The 17,645-nt window shown below is 47.0% G+C and carries 18 protein-coding genes; all 18 read right to left on the bottom strand.

From position 1 onward, the window contains the following. The gene (gene trxA / locus ACSYSL_RS00355) at nt 1-318 is read right to left on the bottom strand and encodes a thioredoxin (RefSeq protein WP_010691570.1); all 318 of its coding nucleotides are present in this window, start codon (nt 316-318) and stop codon (nt 1-3) included. A gap of 3 nt (nt 319-321) precedes the next feature. Then, entirely contained in the window at nt 322-969 is a 648-nt protein-coding gene (locus tag ACSYSL_RS00350; RefSeq protein ID WP_491708690.1) for a thiamine diphosphokinase, read from the bottom strand. 59 nt (nt 970-1,028) lie between these two features. Then, a complete protein-coding gene (gene rpe, locus ACSYSL_RS00345) occupies nt 1,029-1,685 on the bottom strand; it encodes a ribulose-phosphate 3-epimerase (RefSeq protein WP_338342363.1) in 657 nt (218 codons plus the stop codon). Between the two features lie 24 nt (nt 1,686-1,709). Next, nucleotides 1,710-2,627 carry a ribosome small subunit-dependent GTPase A gene (gene rsgA / locus ACSYSL_RS00340; protein WP_491709088.1) on the bottom strand — a complete coding sequence of 306 codons (918 nt, stop codon included), beginning with the start codon at nt 2,625-2,627 and terminating at the stop codon, nt 1,710-1,712. Nucleotides 2,628-2,701: 74 nt separating this feature from the next. Next, the gene (pknB, locus tag ACSYSL_RS00335) at nt 2,702-4,537 is read right to left on the bottom strand and encodes a Stk1 family PASTA domain-containing Ser/Thr kinase (protein WP_491708689.1); all 1,836 of its coding nucleotides are present in this window, start codon (nt 4,535-4,537) and stop codon (nt 2,702-2,704) included. After that, on the bottom strand, nt 4,537-5,406 hold the full coding sequence (locus ACSYSL_RS00330) for a PP2C family protein-serine/threonine phosphatase (RefSeq protein ID WP_491708688.1): 870 nt from the start codon (nt 5,404-5,406) through the stop codon (nt 4,537-4,539). The genes pknB and ACSYSL_RS00330 overlap by 1 nt, the downstream gene beginning before the upstream one ends. Before the next feature lie 5 nt (nt 5,407-5,411). Then, the gene (gene rsmB / locus ACSYSL_RS00325; RefSeq protein ID WP_491708687.1) at nt 5,412-6,758 is read right to left on the bottom strand and encodes a 16S rRNA (cytosine(967)-C(5))-methyltransferase RsmB; all 1,347 of its coding nucleotides are present in this window, start codon (nt 6,756-6,758) and stop codon (nt 5,412-5,414) included. After that, a complete protein-coding gene (gene fmt, locus ACSYSL_RS00320) occupies nt 6,751-7,722 on the bottom strand; it encodes a methionyl-tRNA formyltransferase (RefSeq protein ID WP_491708686.1) in 972 nt (323 codons plus the stop codon). Before fmt ends, rsmB begins: the two co-directional genes overlap by 8 nt. 109 nt (nt 7,723-7,831) lie before the next feature. Beyond that, nucleotides 7,832-10,255 (bottom strand): primosomal protein N', encoded by a 2,424-nt coding sequence (priA, locus tag ACSYSL_RS00315; RefSeq protein WP_491708685.1) that lies wholly within the window; start codon nt 10,253-10,255, stop codon nt 7,832-7,834. Between the two features lie 95 nt (nt 10,256-10,350). Beyond that, entirely contained in the window at nt 10,351-11,466 is a 1,116-nt protein-coding gene (locus tag ACSYSL_RS00310; RefSeq protein WP_491708684.1) for an AAA family ATPase, read from the bottom strand. A gap of 99 nt (nt 11,467-11,565) precedes the next feature. Further along, on the bottom strand, nt 11,566-12,273 hold the full coding sequence (locus tag ACSYSL_RS00305) for a DUF4097 family beta strand repeat-containing protein (RefSeq protein WP_338344752.1): 708 nt from the start codon (nt 12,271-12,273) through the stop codon (nt 11,566-11,568). Then, entirely contained in the window at nt 12,266-12,832 is a 567-nt protein-coding gene (locus tag ACSYSL_RS00300) for a DUF1700 domain-containing protein (protein ID WP_491708683.1), read from the bottom strand. Before ACSYSL_RS00300 ends, ACSYSL_RS00305 begins: the two co-directional genes overlap by 8 nt. A 1-nt stretch (nt 12,833) precedes the next feature. Next, entirely contained in the window at nt 12,834-13,142 is a 309-nt protein-coding gene (locus ACSYSL_RS00295) for a PadR family transcriptional regulator (RefSeq protein WP_491708682.1), read from the bottom strand. A gap of 101 nt (nt 13,143-13,243) precedes the next feature. Continuing rightward, nucleotides 13,244-13,684 (bottom strand): peptide-methionine (R)-S-oxide reductase MsrB, encoded by a 441-nt coding sequence (msrB, locus tag ACSYSL_RS00290; RefSeq protein ID WP_010691583.1) that lies wholly within the window; start codon nt 13,682-13,684, stop codon nt 13,244-13,246. Continuing rightward, complete coding sequence (msrA, locus tag ACSYSL_RS00285) at nt 13,671-14,207, bottom strand: peptide-methionine (S)-S-oxide reductase MsrA (protein WP_010691584.1); 537 nt, start codon at nt 14,205-14,207, stop codon at nt 13,671-13,673. The genes msrB and msrA overlap by 14 nt, the downstream gene beginning before the upstream one ends. Nucleotides 14,208-14,310: 103 nt before the next feature. Further along, a complete protein-coding gene (gene yihA, locus ACSYSL_RS00280; RefSeq protein ID WP_010691585.1) occupies nt 14,311-14,895 on the bottom strand; it encodes a ribosome biogenesis GTP-binding protein YihA/YsxC in 585 nt (194 codons plus the stop codon). A gap of 5 nt (nt 14,896-14,900) precedes the next feature. Next, complete coding sequence (clpX, locus tag ACSYSL_RS00275) at nt 14,901-16,145, bottom strand: ATP-dependent Clp protease ATP-binding subunit ClpX (protein WP_491708681.1); 1,245 nt, start codon at nt 16,143-16,145, stop codon at nt 14,901-14,903. Between the two features lie 100 nt (nt 16,146-16,245). Continuing rightward, nucleotides 16,246-17,538, bottom strand: coding sequence for a trigger factor (tig, locus tag ACSYSL_RS00270; RefSeq protein WP_491708680.1), 1,293 nt, complete (start codon nt 17,536-17,538; stop codon nt 16,246-16,248). Nucleotides 17,539-17,645 lie beyond the last annotated feature (107 nt).

Here is a 17,645-nt window from a genome sequence, read left to right as displayed (position 1 = left end):
TTAAGCATATTTATGCAAAATTTCACTCAACTGTTCCTTGTTGTGAAAGCCAGTCAAACGTTCAACCGCCTGGCCATCCTTCATGACCACCATTGTTGGGATGGCACGGATACCAAAGTCAGCTGGTACCTGCTTATTGGCGTCGACATCGACTTTGTAAAAAGCGACGTCCTTCAGTGAATCATCCTCTGACAATGCATCCATTACAGGTGATTGCATCTTGCAAGGACCACACCAAACCGCCCAAAAATCAGTGATTGAAACACCGGTCTTTGTCTTTTCTTCAAAGTTCGCGTCTGTTAATGCTGTTACTGCCATTTATCAGTACCTCCGATCAGTTGATTGGGTCGCCAGTACGATGCCTCGTTCAATCGAAACATGTACCAATCCCCCAACAAATTCATTCGATGAGTACATGATACCGCTATTTTCCTTTAAGGTCAATGGGTATTCCGCATCGATAATTGAAAAATTATCAACTATACCTAATGGCATAAAACCAAGATAATGGTGACCAGGAAGTCGTTTGACAGCATTGTGGCTGTGATCGACATAAGTGATGGTGTTTTGTGCATCCACAATTGAAAAACGGCCGACCAAGCCAGCAAATCCAGGCAACAACGGAATGGTTAAGTTTGAAAGCTCGTGATCCAACCGCCCTCCTGTTGCACCATACAAGACAATCTCATCCGCCCCGGCTTTCATGGCATACTGAACCGCTAAGGCAGTGTCAGTGTAATCTTTTCTAGCCGGATAAGACTCAAAACCGCGATTGCGTTGGTAGTCCGCTAACTCAAGCCGTTCCTTTTCCGAAAGCGAATCAAAGTCGCCCACTGCAAAGAGGGGATGAATCCCAGCTTCCATTAAAAAATAAGCACCGCGATCAGCACCAACCCACTCACCAGGTTGCTGAAACAAATCATCAGGACGGTTTTCTTTTGGCCCACCAGCCAAGACATTAATTCGCATAACTCCTCCTAGAAAAAAAGCGAACCGAAAGTCAGTTCGCTAACGCCTTATGGCGCTCTTTATTTCGTGACCTCTAACAATGTCTGCACCTTAGCAGCTGGGTCTTTTTTATCATAAACGTATGAACCCGCAACAAAAACGTTCGCTCCTGCATCAGCAGTTAGCTTAGCCGTTTCATTGTTAATACCACCATCAACCTCGATATCGAAGTCCAAGCCAAGTTCCTTCTTGTAAACCATCAATTCCTTGATTTTATCAACCATTTCAGGCAGGAAGGCTTGTCCACCAAAACCAGGATTAACCGTCATGACCAATACCTGATCAACCATCGACAAAACGGGAACAATGGCGGACACCGGCGTTCCCGGATTAATCACAACCTCCGCTTTTACGCCAGCCTTCTTAATCATTTGAAGGACACGGTGAATGTGTGGCGTTGCCTCGACGTGAACCCCAATGAGGTCAGCGCCAGCTTCAGCTAGTGCTTCCACATGGTTTTCTGGGTGAACAGCCATCAAATGAACGTCCAAGAATAGGTTAGTCATCGGACGAAGTTGTTTGACCCATGCAGGTCCATAAGCCATCGAAGGGACAAAAGAACCGTCCATTAAATCAATGTGCAAATACTTTGCACCAGCCTTTTCGACCAAAGTCACGTCATCGCCAAGCTTGGTCACGTCGGCACTCAAAATTGATGGAGCAATAATTCCAGCCATATCTTTCCTCTTTCTTCTCAAAAGTTAATTTAAGCGATCCTGTTTCCACTTTGAAGAATTCTTCTGGTAGACAGGCCGCTTGCCCTTAATAATCTGGTAAAACAATTCATAGCTATTATAGCGCGCTGCACTAATGCTGCCAAGCTCGACCGCTTCTTTCACGGCACAGCCAGGCTCATTTAAATGCGAACAAGTTCGAAAACGGCAGTTCGGTGCCACTCGGCGAATTTCTGGGAAATAATCCCCCAGTTCTTCCGCCGGAAAATCAAAGACCTCGTAGGACGAAAAGCCAGGCGTATCAGCGATTAAGGTTTGGTAAACCTTTACCGGAATCAACGAAACCTGACGCGTCGTGTGCTTACCCCGTGATAGTGCTTGGGAAACTTCACCAACCGCTAACTTCAAATTTGGTGCTAATTCATTGAGGAACGTTGATTTCCCAGCCCCGGTTTGACCCATGACAACGACCACTTGATTTTTTAGTAAGGACTGAAAGGTATTTCGCCAATCATCCGTTGAAAAGATCACTGTATAGCCAATCGTTTCATACAGTTGAACTTGCTTTTGAAAGGCCACTTGGTCCGTTTCCGATAGTAAATCCAGCTTTGAAAAGTACAAAACCGGGTGAACTTTGGCGGCTTCAAGCGCCACCAACTGTCGGTCCAACAAGTTCTGTGAAAAAGCCGGCTCAATGACAGACGTCACCACGATGGCCAAATCAACGTTCGCAATAGGCGGACGCACCAAGCTATTTTCCCGAGGATGTAAAGACCAGATTAAGCCCTCCCCGTTTTCAGATTCGAAATCGGCCCAATCGCCAACCAAAGGCTTTTGACCATTTTTGCGAAACTGTCCCCGAGCCCGTGTTCGTTCAACGGACCCATCGGACAGCATCAAATCATAATAACCGGCCAAAGACCGAATAATTCTTCCTGTTTTCATAGCCCCATTATACCATGGGTCTGGAGTTGGCATTCTAATAAAAAAGGATTCCCCATGGGGAATCCTTTTTAAAATTAACGATTGGTTGTACTCATTGAACTACTTGCACTACTACTTGAAGTAGTTGTCGAGTTTGAGCTACTTCCTGAAGAAATCACGACTTTCAATGTTTTATCGAGTCCAAACTTTGAACCTGCCACTGGTGACTGTGAAATAACAGTCCCCGCCGTTTTATTCGAATCTTGTATATCAAAATTCAACGACACCTGGTTATCGTTTGCCCAATCAAGAACCGCCTGCTGACTTTGCCCCGTAAGGTCGGGTAAAGTAATGGTCTTCGGTCCATCTGAAACGGTCAGCGTGACAGTGCTATCCGATGGATCAATGGCCGACCCAGCGGCAATTGACTGGGAAATCACTTGACCGGAAGCAACACTGTTGGAATTTTCGGTCTTCTTCTTGACGGTAATCCCCTTATTGCTCAACTGATTAGCCGCACTTGAATAGGTCCAACCCGTGTAATCCGATAACGTGATAGTGGCACTTCCTGATGAGATCACCAGTTGAACCGAACTGCCTTTCTTAACGTGACGACCAGCGCCAGGGCTTAGTTTGATGACATCCCCCTTGTCCACTGACTTGGAACTAGCCGTTGTCGTGGATGATACATCTAAACCAGCACTACCCAACTTACTCTTGGCAGTGCTTTCGGCTTGGTTAGTGACATCTGGTACCGTCACATAATTATTCTCGGCATAGGCAAAACTACCGAGACCAAGCAGTAACAAGAAAACAACAAAGCCGAGCACGTACCATTTCTTGTTTGAACGGAACTTAATTCCGTTCTCACTCAAAATCTGGCGAACATATTTTGGTGTCCGATCGACTCGAACAGCAATGTTCTTGACAGAATAACCCTGTTTCCCGAGATCGATAATTTGCTCTTTCACATCGCGGTTCGCTTGCTCATCGTCAGCTTCAGCATCGTCCGGATCTCCCTCAACAAAGGGATGGGCCGTCCAATCTGGTGTGACGAGTTTCGTTTCGTCCGAAGCTTCCGGAACAAAGCGCCCTTCACCAGCCCGACGTTTTGAAAGCGAGGTCTTTAAATCCTCCGCCATCGCTTTCGTTGAAAAATATCGGTCCTTAGCATCCTTAGTCGTTGCCCGGAGCACAACGTTTTCAAGGGGTTGCGGAATCTGCGGATCAAAGTCACGCACATAGGGCATCGGCACCTCGGCGTGTTGATAAGCAATACGGTCAGCGGAATCCCCCTGATAAGGCAACTTATTCGTCAGCAATTCGTATAAAATCACCCCTAACGAATAAATATCAGACTTCTGCGAGGCACTCTGCCCCCTCGTCAATTCGGGTGCTAAATAGTGAATTGAGCCAATAATCGGCTCCTGTCCCTGCTGTCGACCCGTTCGTTTTTGAGCTAAGGCAATTCCAAAGTCCGTGATCTTAACGTGCCCCTTTTGATCGATTAAAATATTCTGGGGTTTCAAATCACGGTGGATGATGCCCGCTTGGTGGGCTGCGGTAACCGCGTCAAGAACCTGTTCCATAATGTCGACCACTTCTTGGTAAGGAATTGGAAAATGGCTTTTGGTATAGGCTTTCAAATCCATCCCATCCACATATTCCATCACCAAGTATGGACAACCATCAGATTCCCCGGCATCGTATAGCTGCACGATGTGGTCATTTATCAGTGCCGTTGCCGCCTTGGCTTCTTTTTGAAAACGAAGAAGGGCCTCCGGATTATTTTGAATGGCTAAGCGAATCATTTTCAGCGTGACGTCTCGCTTCAAATAGGTATCGAAAGCTTGGTAAACATTAGCCATTCCGCCTTCACCCAATGGGCGAACAATTTGATAGCGGTTATCAATGATGGTTCCTGCTTCCATTAGTCCAACCTTCCTTTCAATCCATTCTTAACAAACACTTCCGTTGCTTTCTTTGGGACCTCAACCGTCTTGGTTAACTGCTGCTTGCGACCGTCTTGCTCGTCTTCAGTTAAGTTCGTGACAAGCAAGGAGGTGACGTTATCTGGAACGTTTCGCATAATTGCCGCTTTGGTCAGCGCAGCTAACCGTTCGGCAATATCTAGCGCCGACCCTAGCGCTGGCTGATTACCAGGACGGCGAATGCCTGGTTGGAGTATCTGGAGCTGCTCATCTAAAGTCAGGACTTTGGACAAACCATCCGATGTCAGGTAAAGCCAGTCGCCCACCTGTGGCGTCACAACCGTCCATTCCAAATCAACCTGACGATTAACACCGAGGTAACGGGTCAATGAATCACTCTCAGGAATGTTTTCAGAAACACGTTGCCCAGACTGTCTTTCTAACTCATTTTTCAATGTATGGTCAAAAGTCAACTGCTTCGCTTCGTGCCGGCGCAAAAGGTACGCGCGCGAATCGCCAGCATTAGCAACCAAGATTCTGTTTGGTAGACAAACGGCAACAACGAGAGTGGTCGCCATTTGGCTACGCCCTTCATCGTGTTCGCCAACCAGTAGAATCGCTTGGTTAGCCAAATCAGCTTGATGAATCAACCACTCCTTGACCCGCTCATCTTCGCTGAAGGTAACCTGTTCCCAGGCGCGCCCTAACGTTTGAATCACTAATTGAGCGGCTTTTTTGGAGCCCTTTTGTGAAGCAACACCATCAGCGACCAACACTAAGGGATCGCCAGAGCGGTTATAGAAAGCGCCCACGGCATCTTGATTGTCAGAGCGCTTCGGCCCCTTGTCACTTTGGTAGGCAATTGCCATAGCGATTAGTCCTTTCTTTGAAAGGTTGCAATATAAAAACCATCGGTTTGAAAATCATCAGGGTAGAGTTTCAATGCCAGCGTTTCACGAGCAGGCTTAATAGACCGGCTCGTTTCCGTCTTGACCTGAATAAAGTCGGAGTGTTTAGCCAAAAAGGCAGCCACCACCTCATCGTTTTCCTGATTCAGAATGGTACAAGTTGAGTAAACTAAGTACCCACCCTTCTTTAACTTTGTGGCTGCTGCTTCAAGAATCGCCAATTGCAACTTCGATAGATGACGCACATCATCCATCGTTTTATCGTAACGAATCTCGGGCTTACGACGCAGCAACCCCAAACCAGAACAAGGCGCGTCAACGAGAATTCGGTCAAAGTCTTCTGCTAACTTTTCTGGAATTTCACGGGCATCCATTTCCATCGCCCTCACTCGATCAGCCAGACCAAGGCGAGCAGCGTTTTGCGCGATTAACTGCACTTTGTGTCGGTGAATATCCAAAGCCGTCACAAAAGCTCCCTCAGGCAAATCCTGTGCGATTTGCGTTGTTTTGCCACCCGGAGCCGCCGCGGCATCCAAGACAGACCGCACACCTTGGTCAATGTGCATGGCCTCAACGGGTAGCATCGCAGACTCATCTTGCACTGTTAGCAATCCTTCTTGATAAGCCTTCGAAGAAGCCACATGACCCCCAGAAACAATCAATGCATCGGTTGCCAACTGGCCATCCCTGACGGTGTATCCCTCATCTTCCAGTTGTTTTCGAACCAGTGCCTTAGTCGCACGGACTGTGTTAACACGAACCGACTGCTCCGGCGCGTGATTCAAGGACTGCAAGATGCTGGCTGTCTTTTCGGTCCCAACCTGGTCTTGTAATTCTTCGACAAGCCAAACAGGTACCGAATAGATAATGGACAGCCGTTTCAGGTCATCTTGAATTTTTTCAGGATCAGGTAGGCCATGACGGTCCATGTTGTGCAAAATCGCTGTCACGAACTTCGCTGCCCCAACGTTACCAAGTGTTTTCGCCACTTCGATTGTTTCGTTAAAGAGGGCGTGCTTGGGAATCCTGTCCAACTTTTGCCACTGGTAAAGCGCCGTCAGCAAAAGCTCCTTCAACCAAGGCTCCATTTTCTTACCCTTAACGAAGGGAGCCAACCAATATTCCAGAAGCAATCGGTATTGAATGGTTCCATAAACAAGCGAGGTCAACAACCCCTTGTCTTGGTCCTTCAAGGGATTTTGCTTAATAATTTGGTTTAATTGTAAGTTTGAATAGGCCCCGTTTTTGACTTTAGCCAGTGTCACAGCAGCTAATAAACGGGGATTATCGGAACGTAACGTTTTCTTAGGCATCGGCCTCTCCTAAATCAATCCAGGCATTGCCAACCGCCAAGTGCTGCCCAGCGCCATTTAAGAAGGCGGCAATCGGCATGGCAGCCTTTCCAGCCGGTTGTATCTCCAAAACGGCTAATTGACTGCCATCAGCAGCTGCCAGGTGTAGATGCTTCTTATCCTTTTGCGTAATGACACCTGGTTTTGCATCGGTCTTTTCTTGTAAAGGCGCCACTTTAATGAATTTAACGGTTTGACCAGCAGCCACTGCGTGCGCCGGATGGGTTGGGTACAAACCGCGAATATGCCAATCGATTTCCTGAGCGGTTTCTCGATCAAAGTGCAGAATCTGCTGATCACGTGCAATGTTTGGTGAAAAAGTCACGTCATCAGAGTTTTGCGCCGTTCCCTTCAGCTCCCCCTTAGCGATTTTTGATAAATTATCGGTCACTAAGTGGACTGCCGCCTGGCCCAACTTCGTAAACATCGTCCCAACATTATCGTCTTTTGTGATAGGCACCTTAACCACTGCTAAAACATCACCAGCATCCATCTTTTTAACCATGTACATCAGCGACACACCGGTTTCCTGGTCACCATTCATAATGGCGTAGTGGACGGGTGCGCCGCCACGGTACTTAGGTAGTAAGGAGGCGTGGGCGTTGACCGCACCGTACTTGGCAGCGTGCAGTAGCTTTTCCGGTAGGAACTGACCAAAAGCCGCCGTCACGATAAAGTCGGGAGCCAATTCAATGATTTTTGCCATCTCGTCAGAACCCGAAATCTTTTCAGGCTGTAAAACTGGTAAGCCGAGCTTCGAGGCCGCTTCCTTAACTGGACTCGCCTTCAATTGCCGCTTCCGACCAAATGGGCGGTCCGGCTGAGTCACCACGGCCAAGACATCAAAAGAATCATCGGCCGCCAAAGCCTCCAAAGTTGGAACCGCAAACTGGGGGGTCCCCATAAAAACGATTGATAATGCCATGTATTTGAAACCTCATTACGCTTTCTACAAGTATTTTACTTGCTCTTATTATAACAAAAATAAAAGAAAAGACCCAAAGGCAGCACAATGACTAGCCTTAGGTCTTCGCTTACATAAAGGAAACCGGGTCCCGCCGAACTTCCAAGCGAAAGTCTTTCTCGGCATGTTGCGAACGATCAACGAGTTCTCGTAACTGTTCATCCGCTTCATCCGGCTTCTTCATCTTCAAAATCATTTGGAAGAAGTACCGTCCCTTTAGCTTGGCAATCGAACGGGGTGATGGGCCGAGAATCAAGACATCTTCCGGTAATCTTTTTTTCAACCAGGCAGCGATTTTAGCACTTTGTAGGGCGACTTTGGCCTCATCCGGATCCGAACATTGGATTTGCACCGTGTAGAAGTAAGGTGGAAACTCCGCGGCATGTCGAATGGCCATTTCTTGCCGGTAAAACCCTTCATAATCGTGCTGCTGGGCAAATTTCAAGGCATAGTGGTCAGGGTTAAAGGTCTGAATCACCACCTCGCCACGCGCCTTGGATCGGCCGGCTCGACCAGCCACCTGCGTCAGTAGTTGGAAGGTCTTTTCTGATGCCCGAAAATCCGGTAATCCCAGTCCCGTATCGGCATTCAGCACACCAACGAGGGTCACATCTGGAAAGTCGAGTCCCTTCGCCACCATTTGAGTGCCCAAGAGAATCTGCGCCTTCTTCTGACCAAAGTCAGCCAGCGCCTTAGCCATGGCCCCCTTCTTACGGGTTGTGTCCTGGTCGAGGCGAATCACTCCGTATTCGGGCAGTCGCTTTTGCAGTTCCGCCTCGACTTTTTCGGTTCCAGTCCCATAGTAGCGAATCCGTTTGGAACCACAGACAGGGCAGACTTGCGGGATTGGCGCCTGGTAGTCGCAATAATGACACTTCAACGTGTGCGTATCCATGTGCAAAGTCATTGCTAAATTACAGTTGGGATCCCTCGGAACATAGCCACAGTCCCGACACATGACAAAGGAGGAAAAACCGCGCCGGTTCAATAAGAGCACCGCCTGTTCTCCCCGAGCAAGGTGTTCCTTCAACTTGTCCAGCAACTCCTTTGAAAAATTGGTGTCACCATTGTCCAGCAATTCTTGCCGCATATCAACAACGTCAACTTTGGGAAGCTGTGCCTCCGGGTTTGCCCGCTTCGTCAAGGACAACAAGTCATAAACACCCTTTTGTGCCCGGGCCCGACTCTCCAAGGAGGGCGTTGCCGAACCAAGAACAACCGGAGCATTGTGATAACTCGCCCGCCAGAAAGCAACATCGCGAGCAGAATAGTGTGGATTTTCACTCTGACTGTAGGAACTTTCATGCTCCTCATCAACGATAATCAGCCCAAGACGATTCAGTGGCGCAAAAACCGCGGAACGGGCGCCGACAACAACTTGGACCGCCCCTTCTTGGATTCGCCGCCATTCATCATAACGTTCACCGTTCGAAAGACCCGAATGCAAGAGGGCAGTCTGATCGCCGAAGCGGTCCTGGACACGCTTTTGCATCTGTGGTGTTAGGGCGATTTCCGGCACTAAAAACAGTACCTGTTTTCCCTCATCGATGGCCTTTTGCGCGGCTTGCAAGTAGACTTCGGTTTTACCCGAACCGGTGATTCCTTCCAGGAGAAAAACCTTGTTGTCGTCTTTTTCAATGGCTTTTGTAATCCTTGTGTAGGCTCTTTCCTGCTCGTCATTTAAGGTCTTAGCGCTTTCTTTTTGGCTGGTAACAGCGCCCAGCGGTCGCCGCTTCACTTCTACCTGAACCTTGTCTAAAACGCCTTTCCCAACGGCGGTATTTAATGAAGAAGGCGAAACATCGACCAATTCGCCCCATTCCTGCTTTGAAAAAGTCTGACCCGGATGGGCAAGGGCAAAGTCCAAGATTGCCCGTTGCTGCTTCGCCCCGCTCTTCATCTGGTCAGCCTTTTCGGCTAACTCAGCCTCATTATCGATCACCTTAAAGGCTAATTGTGTCTTAACCTTTCCCTTGTTTTCGATGACGTTTCGAACGGCCAGTACCCCATCCTTTTGCAAACGAAGGATGGTCCGCCAACCCTTGGCCGAAAAGTCCTTCGTCTTCACCAAACGACGACTTTGGCCATCTAAATAAGTCACCCGATCAGTATCTGAAAGCCCAGGAAGGGCCGTTAATTCTTTCCGATAATCAGCTTTGAGCGCCGTTGGCAGCATCAACGCCAAGAAGGAAACCCAAAAAGAAAAGTTCTTTTCAGCCAAGTCCTTGGCTAGAGCCAGCAATTCCTTTGACAAAACGGGCTGTTCATCTAAGACGGTGAGCACATCCTTCAGCTGATCAACCGTTAAATCCTTGGGTAGCTCATCCGACAACCCAACCACGTAGCCCAAAACGGACCGGTGGCCAAAAGCCACAAGTACACGAACACCCGCTTGTACTTGCTCCGCCAATTCAGCAGGTATCAAGTAACTATAGGGTTGATTCGTCTGCTGGGTGGGCACATCAACGATAACTTGTGCGTACTTTTTGACCATTACTTCCTCCTTTCCCGAAGGGAGTGACTCACCATCCCCTTCGTTCATTTCTTATAAAAAGCCTGCTAAAAAGCCTGCCAAACGGCAGACCTTTCTCAAACCTTTGTCAGGTTTACCCCAACTCTTTTTTCAATAATTTCTAACGCCTGTAAGTAACGTGCGTAGTAGCCAGCAGGGTCATCAGCCCCACCAACACGGTCAAGCAAAACGGCTTTGTCATCAAAACCATAGTCTTCAATCACCTGCCACAGGTGTTGATCAAACAGTTTTGTCCGGGCTTCATCGGCCCCGTTCGTGACCGCAACGGCTGGCGGAATGACCAAGATCAAATCCAGCTCTTCTTCCCCGATGGTGTTATCAAAGAGGGCCTTCAACTTCGCCGCATCCTCGTCCGGTAACCAAGCCCTTGTTTCGGCCATGGTCACCATGGCATCGGTATCAAAAAAAGTCAGTCCGTTGTTGGCCGGTGAATTGATTTCAGCCGAGTTCGCATCGTACTGCCCCTGAATAATGCGGGTGTAGTCCTTTAACAACAGCTCTGAATCAAACACGTTCGACTTTTCCTGGTAAGCCCTCGAAAACTCCAATGAAAACGGCGAGTTCGACGTTCTGGCCAAACGCCGAGTTAACGTAGACTTCCCAGTTTGTGGAGCCCCGACGACCAAGATTTTCTTCGCAAAATGTCGACGAAAGACACGGTTAATGTAATCCCAATTGCCAAGCGGATCCTTTCGAACGGCCGTAGCCGAAACTTTCAAAATCGTTCGATCCATCAATGAAACGGACCAATGGCCATCATTCGGTAATAGTTTTTCTAGCATTGACTTATAATCGGCTTCTCCCGTGTAGAGAGTGATGTGGGCATTGGGATTTTTAATGTTTCGTTTAATCGTTTTGACCAAACGATCCGTCCACTCTTGCCAACCATTCGGCATCTGGGGAATGTCATCTTCGTTGATGTAATCGACCTTGATGCTTTTTTCGTCATTAAAGGCTTCCCGAAGGTAGCGAAAGCGCTTCTCAACTGGAAGACCAATCTGGTCCCCACGATCACCAGTGTAGCCAGAGGTAATCACGACCACCCCATCGTTTAGAGCCGCCGCTTTGTAAATTTCGGCCTGATGCCCAATATGCATGGGCGCGAGGGTTCCAAAAAAAACACCAATTTTATCGCCCATCAAATTGTCTTTGACTAAGTTTGCTTTAACCATGTTCTCCCGCTTGTTTTGATTACTAGATTGAATTGACCCCATTATACCAAAAATACCAACTAAAACGAAAAGTCGACCAGCGGTCGACTCGTTCATTCATTATCTTAAGGCGATGTCTCCATTAATTGTGCGAATAATAAAGTCTGCTTTGTTCAAATGAACATTTTGGTAGTCTTTATCAATCTGAACATTTCCTTGGCGACTGACGGTGGCCAATTTAGGGAGGGTCGATTTACGAATCGTCACATCACCATTGCGACTATCAATCAGCCCTGACTTTTCCAGCTTACTATCGAACACCGTCACTGCCCCATTCACATTTGTCAGGGAGAAAACGTTGCCGTGTTGGTTTTTGACTTTTAGCGAACCATTCACATTGGATAACGATAATTTATCCAATGTCATTTTATCCGGAACTGTAATAATAATCCGATGTTTATTACGGTTTTTAATTCCAAACGACCAATTATTTTTCTCTTCAGCCGTCACGGTGACCAAACCATCATTTGATGAAACCGTTACCGAGGACTTTTCTACCGGATCCGTTAAAATCGAGAAACGGGTCCCCTGCTCCACCACCACATCAGCCTCTTTAGTGGCCACAACCAGGTTCTTCACCTCTTGTTTGCCCGAACTAATTTGGTCTGGTGTAATGTCCAAACTACCGCGCTCGTCTTGATCTGAAATGTAGACAGGACCATTGTTCCAGTAGACTTCTCCCGGTAAGCCCCCCTTCCAGACTGAAAAAGCCGATAAGGCTAAACCGACAAACACGAGGAAAAAACCAGTCATTATTTTACTATTCATGATTCAGCACCCTCCTTGCCGTGTGTTGAATTTTCAGCAAAAGAGCCTTCGTCCAGTCCGTCGCCTTCATGACCAGCCAAGTCGCACATGGGGAAAACATAATGGACAAACCAATTGAAATCACGGCCATGCCAATGTAGAAAAGGCCACCCCAGAAATTCTGAGTTAACACGACGGCACCGGCAATCCCTGAGAACGCCGATACGATAATTAACGATAAGGCAATACCCCAAGCCAACAATGGTAATGACGCAATACCAAGAAAGCTAATTAACGTAACCAGTAGCCAAATTGGGGAAGTCAAAATAACCAGGATAAATTGACCACGGGTCAACGGTTGTGTCTGCTTTGCCCGAGTGGTAACCTCATCCCCATCTTCTTGGTCAAAATCAGCTTTCAATTTTTCGGCTAAGACAGCGGGTTTGCCCAACTTCACTCGCGCCTCTTCATCCGACAACCCGCCATCCGCTAGATAGTTCCGGTAATACTCAATAATGTTTTCTTGTTCGTTTTTGGGCAGACCAACCAGGGCCTGCTCGAGTTCATTCAAATAGGTCATCCTAGTGTTCTCCCAACAGTGCATTAATTTGATTAGAAAAAAGCTGCCAATCAGCACAGGCTTCTTTCAAATAAAGCTGGCCACTATCCGTTAACTCATAATACTTTCGCACTCTTTCCGCAAAGACTTTTGAACGGGTCGTCACCAGATCTTTTTTCTCAAGACGCCTCAAAATCGGATAAGTAGTGGAATCTGAAATTGGTAGCTGCAACTGAATCTTTTTGGTCAGTGCGTACCCATACAGTGGTTCTTCTTTTAATACCGAAAGCACAACAGCCTCCAGCACTCGATTCGGAATTCTAATCGCCATACCTTCCCTCCAGGCAATATTATATAACATATAGTATAGAAGACAAAATTTTTCTAAATAAAAAAGTCCCAGCCAAAGCCGGGACCAAAAATTTTATTTCATTACTTATCGAACAACTTCAGGTACTTACCGTACCCCTCTTTTTCCATATCAGCCTTTGGGATGAAACGCAGAGCGGCTGAGTTAATGCAGTAACGCAAGCCCCCCTTGTCTTGAGGGCCATCTGGAAAGACGTGGCCCAGGTGGGAATTAGCATCACGCGAACGCACCTCAGTACGGGTCATTCCGAACGAATGGTCCGTGTCTTCCTTCAAATCAGCATCATCGATTCCCTTTGTGAAGGCTGGCCAACCACAGCCAGAATCATACTTATCCGTTGATGAAAACAACGGTTCTCCCGAAACCACGTCAACAAAAATGCCATCATCCCACCACTGGTCATACTTTCCAGTAAAGGGACGCTCCGTTGCGGCGTTTTGAGTAACTTCATACTGTTCTGGTGTCAAGCGAGCCTTTAATTCTTCTTGGTTATACTTCGTCATGTGCTTTATCCTCCCAATACTTTTCCTGATAACGTTTGCGGGGAACCATCATCATCGCTTCGCGAAGGGGGTCCTTCTTATAAAAGTCTTGGTGATACTCCTCGGCCTCGTAGAAAGGCTTGGCGTCTTCAATAGACGTCACAATTGGTCGATCAAAACGACCGGATTCTTCGAGTTCTTTCTTGGACTCTTCCGCTATCCGCCGTTGTTCGGGTGAATTAACAAAGATGACTGGCCGGTAACTATCTCCGCGATCCGCAAACTGACCGGTGGCATCCGTTGGGTCTGCCACCTGCCAATACAAATCAACCAGCTCCTTGTAGGAAATCACATCTGGATCAAACCAGATTTTAACGGCTTCCGTATGTCCCGTTGTGTGGGAACAAACTTCTTCGTAGGTTGGATTGGCAACATGCCCACCGGTATAACCGGAACGAACCTTCTCAATTCCCGGTAAGGAATCAAACGGTTCAACCATGCACCAAAAACAACCACCTGCAAAAATTGCTGTATCTTCTGCCATGTAAAAGACCTCCTAAGTACTATTGTACTCAGAAGGTCTTTTTCGTCAATGGTCTAGTTGCTTTTTTTCAAAACAAATTGATAAAATCCATAGTAACCAGACATTACATTTTACTTTCAATCCACTCCCAGACCTTTTCTTTACCGGATTTCGTTACCGATGAAAAGAAACAGAAGTCGGAATTACTTGGATCGAAATCAACTGCTTTTTTGATGATTGATTCTGATTGGTTTAGTTTTCCACGAGCGATTTTATCCGCCTTGGTCGCCACCAACAGCACCGGAATGTTGTAGTAAGCCAACCACTGGTACATCATGATGTCTTCTTGGCTTGGCTTATGACGGGCATCCACAAGGGAAATCACACCCCGTAACTGTTTACGGGTACTAATATAGGTTTCAATCATTTGGCCGAAAGCTTCTCGTTTCTTTTTTGAAACCTTAGCGTAGCCATACCCAGGGACATCGACAAAGTACAAGGCATCCTCAACTGAGTAAAAGTTCAATGTTTGCGTCTTACCCGGCTGCCCGGAAGTCCGGGCGAAGTTTTTACGGTTAATTAGCGTGTTGGTTAACGATGACTTCCCAACGTTTGACCGCCCAACCAGCGCAAATTCTGGCCGCCCGTCTTCTGGGTATTGGCTTGGTGAAACGGCCGACATGACCATTTCGACGTTATGCACATCCATGATGCTTACCCTTCCTTTTTCAGAACCAACTTCGGTTCCTTACCGTTTTCAACGGCTGCCTTTGTAATGACAACTTTTTCAACATCATCACGTGATGGAATTTCGTACATCACGTCCTTCATCACTTGCTCAATAATGGAACGTAGTCCACGAGCTCCGGTTCCACGCGCAATAGCCAAGTCAGCCATCGCCTTCAAAGCCGTTGGCTGGAATTCAAGATCCACGCCGTCCAAGCCAAGCAGGGCCTTATACTGTTTAACCAGTGCGTTTTTTGGCTTCGTCAAGATGTGGGTCAAGTCTTCCACAGTCAATTCATCCAAAACCGTAATGATTGGCAACCGACCGATAAATTCAGGAATTAGCCCGAATTTCGACAAGTCCTCCGGCTCCACGTTTTGTAAAATATTCTTCTTACTCAATGCTTCCGCATTGTCCGAAGAAGCAGAACCAAAGCCAATCACCCGCTTACCCAAACGCTCTTTAATGATCGTATCAAGACCGGCAAAGGCCCCACCGACAATAAAGAGAATGTTAGTAGTGTCAATCTGAATCATCTCTTGGTTCGGATGCTTACGACCACCCTGAGGTGGTACAGAAGCAATCGTTCCTTCTAACATCTTCAGTAGGGCTTGTTGAACACCTTCACCTGAAACGTCTCGTGTAATCGAAACGTTTTCAGACTTTTTCGCAATCTTATCAATTTCATCAACGTAGATAATGCCGCGTTGTGCAGTCTCAACATCAAAATTGGCTGCCTGCAACAGCTTCAACAAGATGTTCTCTACGTCTTCACCAACATAGCCCGCTTCTGTCAAAGTCGTGGCATCGGCAATGGCAAAAGGCACCTGCAAAATCTTAGCAAGCGATTGCGCAAGATAAGTCTTCCCCGAACCAGTTGGACCAAGCAAGGCGATGTTCGACTTTTGAAGCTCCACATCCGTCGTCTTCAACGCGTTTTCGTTAACGCGCTTGTAATGGTTGTAGACCGCGACGGCCAAGGTCTTCTTGGCATCTTCTTGACCAATTACATAGTCACCTAGTGATTCAACAATTTCCTTTGGCGTCGGCAATTCCAATTGTTCACCCTCTGCATCTAGGGCTAAGTCTTCTTTGATGATTTGCTCAGCCAAATCCGTACATTCATTACAAATATACAGACCATCAGGCCCAGCGACCAGTTTTTTAACCTCATCGGCGCCTTTTCCACAGAACGAGCAGTGAATCATTGGTCCTTGATTTTCTTCAGTCATTGATCATCCTTTCAGCTTTATCCAAATTAACGCCGTTTTAGCACGACGTTTGTCAAAGTCTTTCTAAGAAAAAAAGCCCGCAAGGGGCTCTTCATCTTGTTTACTTTGCCTTTGCAGTCGAAACAATCTTATCAACAGCAGACTTCATCGCAATATCATGCTTCAACAAAGCATCTGACAATGACTGCTTAACTTGCTCTTCAGAAATGTTGTACTGTGAAGCCAAGTCCTTTACTTCAGCGGCAACTTCTTCATCTGAAGGTTGGAAATCTTCCTTCTTAACGATGGCTTCCAACACCAAGTTCGTCTTCACACGAGTATCGGCACCTTCAGCAAACTGCTTCTCTAATGAATCTTCTGTTTGACCAGAGATTTGGAAGAACATTTGTGGTGAGATACCTTGTTGCTGCAATTGACCAAGGTACTGTTGCATCTGGCGATGAACATCTTCGTCAATCATTTCTTGTGGAATGTCACCACCAACAACTTCGGCGTTCTTAACAGCAGCTTCAACGGCTGCGTCTTCGAATGCATCGTCTGCTGCTTGCTGGCGAGCTTCTTCCAAGTTCTTCTTGGTCTTTGCCTTCAATTCGTCAAGCGTGTCAACGTCTTCGTCAACATCCTTGGCAAATTCATCATCCAATTCTGGCAAAGACTTGCGCTTGATTTCGTGAAGCTTAACTTCAAACAAAGCTTCTTTACCAGCCAAATCCTTGGCTTGGTAATCTTCTGGGAAGGTAACCTTCACATCAACATCATCGCCGGCCACATGACCAACCAATTGTTCTTCGAAACCAGGAATGAATGAACCTGAGCCCAATTCAAGTGAGTAGTCCTTTGACTGACCACCTTCAAAGTGGTCACCGTCAATTGAACCGTCAAAGTCGATAACGACCGTGTCACCGTTTTCAGCCTTTGTGCCTTCAGGTTGCAAAACCAATTCCGCTTGGTTTTCTTGCATACGCTTGATTTCAGCATCAACATCTTCGTCTGATACCTTGGCATCTTGCTTTTCAACAGTCAAACCAGTGTAGTCACCCAACTTGATTTCAGGCGCAACGGCAACTTCGGCCTTCATTTCCCAATCGGCACCCTTTTCCATTGAAACAGGAGCGATGTCAGGCTGTCCAACAACCGTAATGCCGGCATCGGCAACGGCTGCTTGGTAAGCAGCTGGCAAAACAATGTCCATGACGTCTTGGTACAAGGCTTCTTCACCAAACTTTTGCAAGAAAAGTGCCATTGGAACCTTTCCCTTACGGAAACCAGGAACCGCAATCTTGTCCTTGTTCTTTTCAAAGGCTGCCTTTAAGCCCTTTTGCACATCTTCTTGTGCGATTGAAAATTCTAACGTACCACGGTTTGCATCCGTAGCTGCTGTCCATTTAGACATATCAAATCCTCCAAGTCATTTCTTCCTACTAATTTTAGACTAAATACCAGATTTTCACAAGGTTTTGACTCACGAAATTTAGAAAAGGACACGGATTAAATGTTTTT

Source organism: Fructobacillus sp. ESL1129, from assembly GCF_058507945.1.
Note: the sequence above shows the minus strand (reverse complement) of the source record. Positions and strands in the feature narration are given on the sequence as shown.